We start from the raw sequence: 12,786 nt of genomic DNA, 5'->3' as shown, positions 1-12,786 counted from the left end.
TGCCCGCCGCGGCCTGAAACAGTCATCAAGACCGCACCCCGGAACACCCCGGCACAGCGTCAGATGATCAAGCACCCGTTAACGTGACAACATCCACGGGATTGGCCTTCGAGTGCTGCTGGTTACTTGTCAATGTTGTGTTGCCAGTCGTCGGTCGTGAGCGACAATGCCCGCACGAAGGCGGGGGAGGCAGCGTGGATCGAGATGCCACGAGGGTGTGGTGGGTAGGGCTCGCTAGCCGGGTGGCTGTCGCCGTGCTGGCGTCGGCCGTCCTCTCACTCCTGACCTCGGCCGTTCTCATCGGCTTGCCTCACGGCTGGAAGACGGCAACGTCCTGGGCCGACATCACACTGCGCTCATCATGGATCGCCGGTTTCCTTGTCTCGGTCGCTGTCGCCACACATCTGGTGATCCACTTCCGTCGCCGCAGGCGGCACCGCAGGCACGATCGCGACCGGTCCCGTTCCTTCAAGAGGGGCGGTCATCATCGTTGACCCGGGACCGCCTCCAGCTTGCTGAACTCGTCAATTTTTTTCTGGCACGGAGGGCCTGCGGCCTTGACCGAGTACGGATGCCCTTGAACCGGCCGTACTCGGCGCCTTGCTTGGCCCGCCCGTAGACCCGCTTATGGGTGGAGTCGACGTCGATGAACGCCTTCTTTCCAGAGCCGGGCAGCAGTGGAGTGTGCGCGGCCAGCGCGGCCAGGAATCCGCGGTGCACGGAGTGGAGTTGGAGAGCGTGGCCGTGGGTGAACGTACGGAGGAAAGTGCCCAGCGTGGACGGGGCGCGAATCCCGCCGAACAGGGCCGGCATCGCGCCGTGCCGCAGCACGTCCAGGTCGTCGATGCTGTCCGCACCCGCGGCCATCCCGCCCACGATGCCGGTGACCTTGGCATCCGCCGCAGCCCCCGCACCGTTCCCCGCTCCGGTCAGCTTCACCTTCGCAGCCACCAGCCGCGACAGCCCGCACCGCTCGGCCAGCCGCATCACCGGAACCAGCCCGGCATACGCGACCAGATTCGGGTCATGGAACGCAGCGGAGACCGCCGCCGGAGTATGGAAAACTTGCATCTACGAGGTGCCTTGCTGATTGTGCGTGCTGGAAGCGTCAGAACTCCCATCATCGCAGTTCAGCAGGCACCTCTTCTCGTTTCCTCATCCAGAGGACGCGAGTCACTGGGCGGATCGAGGCTAAGCTGAGTCAGGCGGCGGAGGGCCGCGTCTCGGTCCAGTCGACCATCAGTCTGCGTTCGGCGAACAGCCACCCGCTGTCCTGCTTGACGAGTTCGTCGAGATAGCGGATAGAGGCGATCATCAACGTACGCTGCCCGTCCTCACCCACCGACAGGTGATACGCCAGGCAATAGCTCTCGGCCGTTGCCCGGACTCCGTCCAGCGAAACCGTGCTCTGCCCGTTGAAGTGAGTGGTGGTCTCGTAAGTGTTCAGATTGTCGAAGACCGGGGCCAGCAAGTCGCGGCCGTGCAGCTCCTGAGTCGGCTCGGTAGCCGTGGCGTCCATGAACACGAGGAAGCGGGTGTCGGCAGTGAAGAGCGCCATCTGACCCTTCGCGTCGCGGCGGTCCGCGCAGTGGGCATAGGCGTCGATCAGTTCACGGATGGCCAGCCGGTCGGCGGTCTCCTGGGGCGATATGGCGGAATGGAATGCCATGTCGTTCTCCTTCGGGTAACTATTTGACGGATGGATACATAAGTCGTGTCGGCGTCATGGCAAGATGTCGGGAAGGGTGTGGCCGCGCCGCCACACACACCCGTGGGTCACGTGAACGCCCCGGGCGCGCGAGTCGGTGATCGCGGAACTCGCGGCGCCTCAGCCGTCTCGCGGGCTCGGCATCAGCGTCTCCGTAGACGTGAGGATCGAGGAGCCGGAGTCACTGGAGCGTACGGCTGGCAAGCTCTGCCGGATCGTGGGTTTGCGGCGCCAGCGAAGTGGCGGTCGATCACCCTGTCTTCGTCGCGACGGCCCCGCTCCCGCCGCCCAGCCGGTTGATTTCCGGGCTGTACAGGATCCGCTGCTCGACCGCTCCGGGCCGGGTGACGGCGAGCATGGCGCGGCCGATGTGTTCGGTGGTTGTGGTGTGACGTGGAGCGAGGCGGTGCAGCAGCGGGTAGATCCAGGAGGTGAGGGCGTAGAGGACGCGGTACACCGGGGTCCTGGAAACTGCTCCGTGGCGGGGGCGAATATAGGCGGGTCGGAACATATACGCGTTCATTGGCATGGCCAGTAGGTCGTTCTCGGTGCGGCCCTTGACACGGCCCCACATGCTCCGGCCGTGTTCGCTGCTGTCGGTGCCCTCTCCTGAGACATAGGTGAAGGTCAATCCGGGGTCGGACGCGGACACGGCACGCGCGGCAGCGAGGGTGTAGTCGTAGGTGATGCGGGTGTACTCCGCCTCGTTGCGACCGGCCGAGGAGATGCCGAGGCAGTAGAAGCAGGAGTCGAGACCGACCAGTTGCCCGGAGATGGCGGACAGATCGGTGAAGTCCTGGTGGATGACTTCCATCAGCTTGGGATGGCTGACGCCCAGCGGGCTGCGGACCACCACCAGTACACGCGTGACGGCGGGGTCGAGGAGACAGGCGCGCAGTACGCCTTGTCCGATCATGCCGGACGCGCCGAAGATGACGACTTTCACGGGCAGACTCCAGGTAGAGGGTGAAGGTTCAGGTCCGCAACACCGCGGGGGCGGTCGCGACGACGGTGGAGCGCCGGCGCTCACGGTCGATGCCGGCGCCCACAGCGGGCGTGAGCGGGGTATTACTCAGGAAAGCAGAAGATGACGGGGAGGGCTCTGCGGGGCCTGTTCAGGTCCTCTCTCGGGACGGCGGGTTCGGCAGGGACGCCGGGAAGGTGACGAGCCGTTGGCTGTCGGGGCCGGGCCGACCAGTGTGCGACGTGGTGCAAGATTTCGGTGCGGCTGCTGGACGCTGCGGTGCCGCCGTATGGTGTCAGGCACCCGCCCAGATACGTAGGCGTGGTCTTCGAGCGGCTTTCGCGTGCTCAGACCTGTTACGCCTTCATCTACTCGGCGGTAGCCAGCAGCGGAGCGATGTCGTGGTAGAAGACGCGCATGCGCCACACTTTTCCGTCCCGCAGAGTCCAGTGTTCGGAAATGTGCAAATCATCTCCCTTGCTGGACTGTGCAGTCAGCAAGGCTGCAACGCGATCTCCGTCGGCCGACAGATTTTCGAGCCGCATGGTGCTGAAATCGACCGCCTTGCTCAGTAGCGGGAGCACCTGATTCCTGAACGCATCCGGGCCCCGGTGAATGCCGCCCCACGGCAGCGCCGGAGGTACGCTCTCCTCGAAGTCCTCGTGCATCGCGGCGGGGAACGCGTCACCGTCACCCCGGAACGCTGCTTCATACAGTTCGCGAACGATTTCCAGACTCGTTCGAGCACTTGCTGTCGCGGTCATGGTAAATACTCCTTCTGCGTTGTGAATTCGGGAAGCCATTCGGCCGGACGTTCCGAATGACCGATCGCCCTGGGGGGCGATCTTCCGCCCTCCTGGCCCCAGCGCAGTGTCGCCGGTCAGCCCTGCGCGATCCGGGAGACGTGCTGCCAGTCGGCCCAGGTCTTGAGGCGGTCGGCGTAGAGGGGCTCGATGATCTCGATGGGCTCGGTGCCGAGCAGCACCCGCAGCGGGGGGTTCTCGGCGTCGACGATCTGCAGGAGGGCGGCGCCGGCGTCGCCGGGTTCCGCGTAGCGGGCCTCGCCGAAGCGGGTCGCGATGGCCTCGCGTACCTGGTCGTAGGCGGCGTTCGGCTCGGCCTGTGTGGCGGAGGAGCCGCCCCAGTCGGTGGCGAAGCCGCCCGGCTCGACGATGGTGACCTTGATCCCCGCGCCGGCGACTTCCTGGGAGAGGGAGTCGCTGAAGCCTTCGAGCGCCCATTTGGAGGCGTGGTACGCGCCGAGCGACGGGAACGCGGCGATACCGCCGACGGACGAGACCTGCACGATGTGGCCGCTACCCTGCGTGCGCAGGATCGGCAGCACGGCCTGGGTGACCCAGAACGCGCCGAAGAGGTTCGTCTCCATCTGGTCGCGCAGCTGCTGCTCGGTGATCTCCTCGACCATGCCGAACAGTCCGTAGCCGGCGTTGTTGACCACGACGTCGAGGCGGCCGAACTTCTCGTGCGCGGCGGCCACCGCAGCGCCGGCGGCCGCCTTGTCGGTGACGTCGAGGGCCAGCGGCAGAACGGCCTCGTCGCCGTACTTGGTGACCAGGTCGTTGAGCGCTGCGATGTTCCTGGCGGTCGCGGCGACCTTGTCCCCGCGCTCCAGTGCGGACTCGGCGAACGCGCGGCCGAGGCCGCGGGACGTACCGGTGATGAACCAGACCCTGCTCATGACTCCTCCTTGGGGGATGGCCTTCCGGGGCTGTCCCGGCGTCTCATTCACTCTAGCCCAGAAAGTTAGACGAGTCTAAAAATACACTCGTCTAGGAATTAGGATGTACGATGAACTCGTGGGAGGAACCATGAACCTGCGCGAGCGCAAAAAACTGGCGACCTGGCGCGCCATCCAGTCCGCTGCTCTGCTGCTCTTCGACGAGCAGGGCTACGAGGCCACGACGGTCGAGCAGATCGCGGCGACGGCGAATGTCTCGCGCGCCACCTTCTTCAACTACTTCGCCAGCAAGGATGCTGCGGTCCTGGATCAGGATCCTGAGGAGCGGCTCAACTGGCAGGCCCTGATGGACGACCGTCCTGCGGACGAACCGCTCTGGGACTCACTCACCGCGATCCTGACGGGGTTCTGCGAGAGTCTGCGCGACCGCATGCCGCTGCAGCGTCGCCTCAAGGCGCAATCGCCCGCCTTTGCGCAGTCGGCCCAGAGCTTCGGCGAGCAGTTCTTCAACGACCTGAGGCACTGGACGGAGTCCCGCGTCACTGGCTCCGACAACCTGACTCCCATCCTGCAGCTGAACCTCGCGGTAGCCGCCACGATCACCGCCTATCAGACCTGGCCTGCGGAAGAGTCCTTCGACGGGTACCTGCGACGCCTGGAACGCTGTCTCCGCCAGGCGGGCCCCGGCACGCCCAGCAAGTGACACATCCACTGCACCGCTGCGTCCGCGTGCAGTCGGCCGGGCCGCGAACGGCTGAGGGCGCGTGGTGTGAGTCTTCCCTCGTAGCGTAGAGACCCTGACTGCAGGGGAAGTTGGGAGTCATGGCGGAGAAGAGGCGGAAGTTCGACGCGGAGTTCCGTGAGGGGGCTGTGCGGATCGTGACCGAGACCAGGAAGCCGGTCGCCCAGGTCGCGAAGGACCTGGGGATCAACGAGACGACACTGGCCAGCTGGGTGTCGCGGGCCCGCAGGGCCGGCGGGGCCGGTCCGACGGGCAAGAGCGAGGAGCTCGCGCGGCTGCGTCGGGAGAACGCCCAGCTGAAGAGGGACGTCAAGGAGCTGGGGATGGAGCGCGATGTCCTCAAACGCTGCATGGTCTTGTGGGTGAAGTAGCTGAAGCGGACCCGGCGGCCGTCGTCGGGGTGATCAGCGACCAGAAGACCGAGCACAAGATTCCGCACCGGACCTCCTGCCGAGCGCTCGGCGTGTCGGAGGCGTGGTTTTACCGGCCAGCCGCATCACCGGGCGCGACGGCGACTGCCTCAAAGGTGGCCCAAGGGGATGCGGCTGGTCGTCCACAAGGAACGCCCTCACCCCGGCGTCCAGTTGCGTATCACCGACGTGGACGGGATACGGATCACCTGCTTCGCCGCCAACGCCGAGAACACCCCGATCGCACAGCTGGAGCTGCGACACCGCCAGCGCGCAAGAGCTGAGGACCGCATCCGGGCTGCCCGTGACACCGGCCTGCGCAACCTCCCTCTTCACGCCGCCGCGCAGAACCAGCTCTGGCTGGAGATCGTCCAGATCGCACTCGACCTGCCGGCCTGGATCCCAATGCTCGCGCTGACCGGCCAGGCTCGGCGGTGGCAGCCCAACCGCTGCGGCAGCTCTCCGCTGCCGCACAGCTGGTCACCACCGGCCCCGCTGCTGCCTGCGGCTCGCCCGTCACTGGCCCTGGGCCGACATGACCACCAGCACGTTCGAGCGACTGCGAGCCCTGCCGAACCCTGGATGATCAGCAGAGAGGCCGACAGGGTTCGACGTGCGCCGCCCCGCTTGATGGGCGAGCCTTGACCCAAGGAGCCATTTCGCGTCTCGCCACGCCCGTGCCCGGGTAAGGAGACACATGGTGTCCGACACTCTCGCCCGGCTCTCCGCGCCCGGGGTGTCGATCTGGTTGGACGACTGGCGGGTCACGATCGGGGTCGACCCGCGGCTGGCACATGACACCGCGCGCACCGTCGCCGAGGCCCGGGCGCTGTGGTGGCTGGTGGACCAGCCCAATTTGTTCGTCAAGATGCCTGCGGTCAAGCAGGGCCTGGGAGCGATAGGCGGGTGTCTGGCCGAAGGCCTCAGCATCAATGTCACGCTGCTGTTCTCCCTGGACCGCTACGACGCGGTGGCGGAGGCGTTCCTGATCGGGATGGAACGCGCGCAGGACGCCGGGCGCGACCTGTCCAGGATCGCGTGGGTGGCGTCGTTCTTCGTCTCGCGGGTGGATACCGAGATCGACCGGCGGCTTGACCGGTTGGGCTGCGTCCGGCCCGCCGCGCTGCACGGGCGCGCGGCCATCGCCAACGCCCTCATCGCGTACGAGCACTACGCCGACGTGGTGCAGGTGCTGGAGGACGAGGGCGTGGAGAGGTTCGACGCCAGCTGGAATGAGCTGGTTGAGAAACTCGCGGTCAGCCCGCACGAATCCGCCAGCGGCCGGCCCCACGGCACAGACCGCAGCGGGGAGAAGGTGTGATGGTGCAATCCACGTTCGTGATCGTCGGGGCGAGTTTGGCCGGAGCCAAGGCCGCTGACGCGCTACGGGAGAACGGCTTTGAGGGCCGGATCCTGCTCATCGGGGACGAGCCGGACCCACCGTATGAGCGTCCGCCGCTGTCCAAGGGCTACCTGATGGGCAAGCAAGACCGCGAAACGATCTTCGTCCACCCGTCGCAGTGGTATGCCGATCAGGGCATCGATCTGCGGCTGAACACCGTCGTCACGGCCATCAACCGCGATCGGAAGGCGGTCACCGTCTCCGATGGCAAGACGATCGGCTACGACAAGCTGCTGCTGGTCACCGGTGCCTCCCCGCGCCGCCTGGCCGTCGCGGGTGCGGACCTCGACAGCGTGCTCTACCTGCGCCGTGTCGGCGACTGCGAGCGCATCCAGCGCACCTTCCGCTCCGCGTCCCGCATCGTCCTCGTCGGCGGGGGCTGGATCGGCCTGGAGGTGGCCGCCGCCGCACGGGAGGCAGGCGTCGAGGCCAGCGTGCTGGTGGCAGGCGAAGTGCCGCTGCTGCGCGTCCTGGGCCCGCAGATCGCGCCCGTCTTCGCCGACCTCCACCGTGAGCACGGCGTGGATCTTCGGCTCGGTGCGCGGGTCAGCGAGATCGTCGGCGAGGGCGGGAAGGTCGCGGGCGTCCGGTTGGCCGACGGCACCCGCATTGACGCGGACGCGGTGGTGGTCGGTATCGGCGCCACTCCCAACATTCAGCTGGCCGCCGAATCCGGTCTGCAGGTCAACAACGGCGTCGTGGTCGACGCCTCCCTGCGGACCTCCGACCCGGACATCTACGCGGCGGGCGATGTGGCCAGCGCCCTTCACCCGATGTTGGGCAAGCACATCCGCGTGGAGCACTGGGCCAACGCCCTGCACCAGCCTGGGACGGCCGCGCGGTCGATGCTGGGCGAGCCCGCGCTCTACGACCGCGTCCCGTACTTCTTCACCGATCAGTACGACCTGGGCATGGAGTACGCGGGCTACACCGAGCCCGGTAGTTACGAGGACGTGGTGGTGCGCGGCGATCTCGCAAGCCGGGAGTTCATCGCCTTCTGGCTGGCCGGCGGTCGCGTGCTGGCCGGCATGAACGTCAACATCTGGGACGTCAACGACGCGATCCAGCACCTGGTCCGCTCTGGCGAGCAGATTGACCGGGACAGGCTCGCCGACCCGGATTTGCCGCTGGAACAGCTGACTTCCGGGTGACGTACAGCCGCAGGCCGCTTCACGGGCTCGTCGGGCGCCCGCCCACAGGGGTGGGCAAGCCGGCGAGGCCCAGCGAGGCTGAGTCCCCTGTTTCATGCCCACTCACTCCGGCCGGTCGCGGCGCTTCAGTCAGCTCCGCATCGGTCAGGTCCGACGGACCCCGGCGTTGCCGATTCGGACGGTTGCCCGCGTTCCCATACCCGATGTGAGCCGCCGAGTCCTCGGATCACATGACCGGGGGCGTCGGATCGACAGGCGATCGCGGCTCCGGCGCGCATGACGCCACTGGTGCGGGTGTCGGCTGACGGTGCAGCAGGTCTTCGGTCGGGTCGAAGTGCCGCGTTTGTCCGCCTTCGCTCGCGGTCCAGTACGGACACCGCAGAATCTCGCCTGGCTCCAGGCGTACTGCTACCCGCCGTCGCAGTGAAACAACGAAGACTTCGCTGTGGGATTTGTTTCGCTGAATGGAATCTACTGACCCCCACCTAAAGTAACCCACCGGGTTATGCCTCTTCAAATACGCCCAGAAGGCATAACCCATTCGCCTGTCTGCCTGAAACAGGCCGATTCCGGATCGGTCTTGGATCACACCCGCCCATGGGGCGGCGAATGCGTAGAAGGAACGATGACCACGAATGCGAACTCCTCTGTGCTGGTGCGGCGGTCGCGCACGTGCCTGGCCGCTGTCGCCCTTGCCGGAGCGCTGGGACTGCTCAGTGCGTGCGGCGGATCGTCACAGCCCAAACCAGCGGGCGCACTGAGTCCCGGCACTGGCCAGACCCTGCCTGGAACGCCCGGTGTCTCCGGAACGGGCGGTACGGTCACCCCACCACCAAGCACGCCCTCGACCTCACCCACCGCCGGCCAATCGTCCGCTCCGGCCTCCGCCAACGCGGTGACGATCAAGAACTTTGCGTTCTCCCCGGCCAAACTGACGGTCAAGGCGGGCACGAAAGTGACCTGGACCAACACCGACCCCGACACCCACACCGTCACCAGCAAACAAGGATCGGGCGGGCCGCTGAAGTCGGCAGCCCTAGCCACCAACGCCACCTACAGCTACACCTTCACCAAACCCGGCACCTACCCCTACTACTGCACCATCCACCCGTTCATGACCGCCACCGTGGAGGTGACCCCATGACCGAACCCACACACGACTCCAACGGCGACGGCGAGCACGGCATGAACCGCCGCCAGCTCATGCGGCACTCCGCCTGGTTCGGTGGCGCCGTCATCCTGACAGTCACCGGGGGAGAGGTGATCAGCCATATCGCCGGTTCGCAGGACCCCACCCCGGCAGGCAGCGCAGACCTGCGATTCGTGCAGGTCTCCGACAGCCACATCGGCTTCCATGGCCCGCCCAACATGAATGTCACCGGAACGTTCACCGCAGCGCTCACCCAGATCAACTCACTCGGATTCCGCCCCGACTTCGTCATGCACAGCGGCGACCTGACACACCTTTCCACCCCCGCCCAATTCGACCAGGTCAAGCAGATGCTGTCGCAACTGCGCACGGACCGGATCTTCACCGTGCCGGGCGAGCACGACTCGATCGGAGACAACGGACGCGCATACCGACAAATCTTCGCCAAAAACACCCTCGGCGACGGCTGGTACAGCTTCGACACCCACGGTGTGCACTTCATCGCGCTGGTCAACACTCTGCACCTTGAGCAACTCGGCCACTTGGGCACCGATCAGATCGACTTCGTCCGCAAGGACATCGCCGGCCTGTCATCGGACACCCCAATCGTCGTCTTCAGCCACATCCCGTTGTTCGCGATGTATCCGAAGTGGGGCTGGGGCACCGACGACGCGGTGAAGGTGCTGTCGATGCTGCGCCGTTTCTCCTCAGTCACGTGCCTCAACGGGCACGTCCACCAGCTGTTCACGAAGACCGAGGGCAACATCACCTTCCACTCGGCCGCCCCCACCTGCTACCCGTTTCCCAAACCCGGCCAGGGCCCCGGCCCCATTCCGCAGGTGCTGCCCGCCGGACGCCTCAAGGACGCACTCGGCATCCGCACCGTCAACTACCGGCAGGGCAGCCACGCACTGGCGGTCAAGGACGAGAAACTCACATGACCCCCCTGGAGCCTGCCCGCCCTCGCACTGCGCTTGGTGCTCGCCGCCGCGATCGCCATTGGCGCGCTCGCCGGGTTCGCCACATCCCGGACCATCGGGTTGTTCGGGTTCACCGAACGCGGCCTGCAGCCCGCCCCGCAGGCGCTGCTCAGCCTCATCGCCGAGACGCTCACCCTGCTGACGGTCGTGGCCTGGCAGGCGTTCGAGGTCCGGCGAAACCGTCGCACCCGGCCGTACCATGACGCGACCAGCCGAGTGCGGCCCGACCTCCGGACCATGGCACCGGACAGGTGAACCAGACACCGACGCGCCTCCGCCCGGACAACGCGCTCCGATCACCGTCGTGCACCTGCGAAGGGCCGTACTTCGGCGATGTCCGCCCGCTGGCCCTCGTCGTCCCGGCCGGTGCCGTAGGCGGTTCGAAGACTCGGGCACCTATGGCTCTACGAACACGGCCCATTCTTCACCTGGGTCGGCGTGTCGCTCTCATCGGCCGTCCGGTCCAACCGCTCTCCTTGATCCGCGTACCTGCTGGCGTGCCGACTGGACCCGGACGGGACTCTTCGGACGTACTGGCGAGATCGGCCCGCAACGCCTGGAGAACCTTTTGAGAAACCCTCGCCTCGCGACCGGCTCGGTTGCCGCTGACGCCATGCGTGCCACGGTGCACATCGGTTGCTCCGGCGGCAGAAGGACGACGATCGGCGTGAGCCCGCAGCCCGCACCGGCGGCGGTCGCATCCGCCCGCACCGATCCTCGCTTTGCCTCCGGGTCGTCGGTCCGCACCACCGGCACTCCCAGGGCCGCGCTCGGTACCACGTGGTGTGCCGTACAGCTCCAGGGCGGCAAGACCGAGAGCGGGGGCGGCTGATCACGTGGACGGCCTCGCTCCCCCTGCCAACCACCGACGGCGCTACGGCGTCCTGTGGATGCTCCTGCCCGTGGCGGTCATGGTCGGCCTCTACTGGTACGGCCGGGTACACACCCCCGCCTACGAGAACAGCATCTTCGGGCAGCGCGGCGACGACGCCAGACTACTCAAAGCCCAACTCGGCTCCGCACTGCTGGGCCTGGCGCTGATTCAGCTACTTCTCGCCCTCTGGATGTACGGCCGCCTGCCCGCACTGCGAACCGCACCGCACCGGGTCAACACGACGCACCGCCTCATCGGTCTGACCGCCTTCCTCCTCTCCCTCCCCATCGCTCAGCACTGCATCACCACCTACGGCGTCCAGCTGACCGACACCCGCGTGGCGGTGCACTCGCTCACCGGCTGCTTCCTCTACGGGGCCTTCGTCGCCAAGGTCATCGTGGTCCGCCATCGCCACTGGCCCAGCTGGGCACTCCCTCTGGCTGGAGGCACCCTCGTCACCGCGATCGCCCTGATCTGGTACGCCGCCGCCCTCTGGTACCTGAACGGCTCCCAGGCCCCCGGCCTGTGAGCAGAGCGCGAGACGTCTCTGCCGACGGCCCACGGCGGCCCCGGCCGAACCGACAACACCGCGGTGAGCGACACACTGCCCACCGCCCCCCCAGCACAATCGCGGCCTGTGGCCGCGGCCTCTGCCGGGGTGGTCATCTGCTTCGTCTACGGCCACCACGCCGCAGGCAGGCTTCTGCGAAGGGCCTACGGACCAACCATGCCCGTCTCCGACCCAAGCGTTTCTCCGCTGCTCGCTCTGCGGGCAACCGGCCGCTGGCTCGTGCCCGAGTGGAAGCGGCCGTAGGCGGCGCTTTGGCCTCGCCGTCGTACCAGTGCGAATGGCGGGGCTCGTCGGGCGCCGACCAGCAACCGGTGTAGCCGACTGTAGCCAGATGGCCACAGATCGGAGTTGCGGCGTGCTGGAACCGGGTGTGTCAATTTAACGGCTCTGGCTCACATCCGGTGGTGACTGAAAGTCACGGCGGCGACGAATAGGCCATCGATCACGAATCCGCAGGTCCGTGCACCACAGCGGTCGTTCCCTGGGCCGACCGGTCGGCCCGGCGTCTGTCCGTGAGAGTCCGGCGCGATAAGCTCTGCGCCCCCGATGCGCTGCCATCCGCTTCAAAGCATCGAGGTCAGAGCACCGGCCGCACTCTCTGCAAGGTAGAGATACCCCAAACTCACGATCCGTCACCACCGGATGTGAGCCAGAGCCGTTGATTAGACACTCCCTGTCGTTTGGACGCCGACAACAACGTCACGTACCTGGAGGAGGCCAACGGCGCCAAGACCGCGTACTGCTACGACCAGAAGACGGGCTACCCCCTTTGGTCGCGGGACGCGGAGAACAACAAGGGCGGCGTCCCGCCATCCTCGGACTGCGCCCCGGGCACGTACCCGGCGAACTCGCAGCAGTACAGCTACCAGACCCGCCTGGACGGCTTCTCCGCCGACCTGTTCACCAAGACCTCACCCGAGGGCCGCAAGTGGCAGTTCGGCTATGACTCATTCGGCAACCTGAAGACGGTCACGGACCCCAAGGGCGTCGCGACCTCGGCGGCGGGGAACTACACCTCCGCCTACGAGTACAACTCCTACGGATGTTGTCACGTTAACGGGTGCTTGATCATCTGACGCTGTGCCGGGGTGTTCCGGGGTGCGGTCTTGATGACTGTTTCAGGCCGCGGCGGGCA

General features: G+C 66.7%; 14 protein-coding genes and 2 pseudogenes. 11 read left to right on the top strand and 5 right to left on the bottom strand.

Going from position 1 to position 12,786, the window contains the following annotated elements; all coding sequences use genetic code 11:
- Positions 1-468: 468 nt before the first annotated feature.
- The 5 genes from ACNPQM_RS41975 to ACNPQM_RS41955 all read right to left on the bottom strand — a co-directional run bounded on the left by ACNPQM_RS41975 (position 469) and on the right by ACNPQM_RS41955 (position 4,371).
- Positions 469-1,071 (bottom strand): hypothetical protein, encoded by a 603-nt coding sequence (locus tag ACNPQM_RS41975; protein WP_418088117.1) that lies wholly within the window; start codon positions 1,069-1,071, stop codon positions 469-471.
- Between the two features lie 130 nt (positions 1,072-1,201).
- Positions 1,202-1,669 (bottom strand): nuclear transport factor 2 family protein, encoded by a 468-nt coding sequence (locus tag ACNPQM_RS41970; RefSeq protein ID WP_418088116.1) that lies wholly within the window; start codon positions 1,667-1,669, stop codon positions 1,202-1,204.
- Between the two features lie 289 nt (positions 1,670-1,958).
- A complete protein-coding gene (locus ACNPQM_RS41965) occupies positions 1,959-2,654 on the bottom strand; it encodes an epimerase (RefSeq protein ID WP_418088115.1) in 696 nt (231 codons plus the stop codon).
- A 386-nt stretch (positions 2,655-3,040) separates the two neighbouring features.
- Positions 3,041-3,436, bottom strand: a complete 396-nt coding sequence (locus ACNPQM_RS41960; protein WP_418088114.1) for a nuclear transport factor 2 family protein — start codon at positions 3,434-3,436, stop codon at positions 3,041-3,043.
- Positions 3,437-3,552: 116 nt separating this feature from the next.
- Positions 3,553-4,371, bottom strand: a complete 819-nt coding sequence (locus ACNPQM_RS41955; protein WP_418088113.1) for an SDR family oxidoreductase — start codon at positions 4,369-4,371, stop codon at positions 3,553-3,555.
- Positions 4,372-4,489: 118 nt separating this feature from the next.
- Between ACNPQM_RS41955 and ACNPQM_RS41950 the strand changes: the two genes are divergently transcribed.
- The 11 genes and pseudogenes from ACNPQM_RS41950 to ACNPQM_RS41900 all read left to right on the top strand — a co-directional run.
- Complete coding sequence (locus tag ACNPQM_RS41950) at positions 4,490-5,074, top strand: TetR/AcrR family transcriptional regulator (protein WP_418088112.1); 585 nt, start codon at positions 4,490-4,492, stop codon at positions 5,072-5,074.
- 119 nt (positions 5,075-5,193) lie between these two features.
- Entirely contained in the window at positions 5,194-5,484 is a 291-nt protein-coding gene (locus tag ACNPQM_RS41945; RefSeq protein WP_418088111.1) for a transposase, read from the top strand.
- A gap of 141 nt (positions 5,485-5,625) precedes the next feature.
- Positions 5,626-6,109: pseudogene (locus ACNPQM_RS41940) on the top strand (transposase); the annotation flags it as partial.
- A gap of 111 nt (positions 6,110-6,220) precedes the next feature.
- Entirely contained in the window at positions 6,221-6,844 is a 624-nt protein-coding gene (locus tag ACNPQM_RS41935; protein ID WP_418088110.1) for a transaldolase family protein, read from the top strand.
- Positions 6,844-8,076: an NAD(P)/FAD-dependent oxidoreductase gene (locus ACNPQM_RS41930; protein ID WP_418088109.1), complete on the top strand. Its 1,233-nt coding sequence runs from the start codon at positions 6,844-6,846 to the stop codon at positions 8,074-8,076. The genes ACNPQM_RS41935 and ACNPQM_RS41930 overlap by 1 nt, the downstream gene beginning before the upstream one ends.
- Positions 8,077-8,701: 625 nt before the next feature.
- Positions 8,702-9,220, top strand: coding sequence for a cupredoxin domain-containing protein (locus ACNPQM_RS41925; protein ID WP_418088108.1), 519 nt, complete (start codon positions 8,702-8,704; stop codon positions 9,218-9,220).
- Positions 9,217-10,167 (top strand): metallophosphoesterase family protein, encoded by a 951-nt coding sequence (locus ACNPQM_RS41920; RefSeq protein ID WP_418088107.1) that lies wholly within the window; start codon positions 9,217-9,219, stop codon positions 10,165-10,167. Before ACNPQM_RS41925 ends, ACNPQM_RS41920 begins: the two co-directional genes overlap by 4 nt.
- Positions 10,168-10,203: 36 nt before the next feature.
- Positions 10,204-10,461 carry a hypothetical protein gene (locus ACNPQM_RS41915; protein WP_418088106.1) on the top strand — a complete coding sequence of 86 codons (258 nt, stop codon included), beginning with the start codon at positions 10,204-10,206 and terminating at the stop codon, positions 10,459-10,461.
- Positions 10,462-10,774: 313 nt separating this feature from the next.
- Positions 10,775-11,038, top strand: a complete 264-nt coding sequence (locus ACNPQM_RS41910) for a hypothetical protein (RefSeq protein WP_418088105.1) — start codon at positions 10,775-10,777, stop codon at positions 11,036-11,038.
- A 4-nt stretch (positions 11,039-11,042) separates the two neighbouring features.
- Positions 11,043-11,609 carry a DUF6529 family protein gene (locus tag ACNPQM_RS41905; protein WP_418088104.1) on the top strand — a complete coding sequence of 189 codons (567 nt, stop codon included), beginning with the start codon at positions 11,043-11,045 and terminating at the stop codon, positions 11,607-11,609.
- 725 nt (positions 11,610-12,334) lie between these two features.
- A pseudogene (locus tag ACNPQM_RS41900) lies at positions 12,335-12,694 on the top strand (RHS repeat domain-containing protein); the annotation flags it as partial.
- Between the last annotated feature and the right edge of the window lie 92 nt (positions 12,695-12,786).

It is taken from the genome of Streptomyces sp. NPDC056231 (assembly GCF_048270745.1).
GTDB lineage: Bacteria > Actinomycetota > Actinomycetes > Streptomycetales > Streptomycetaceae > Streptomyces.
The sequence above is the reverse complement of the archived record's forward strand: the minus strand, read 5'-3'. Positions and strand labels throughout refer to the sequence as shown.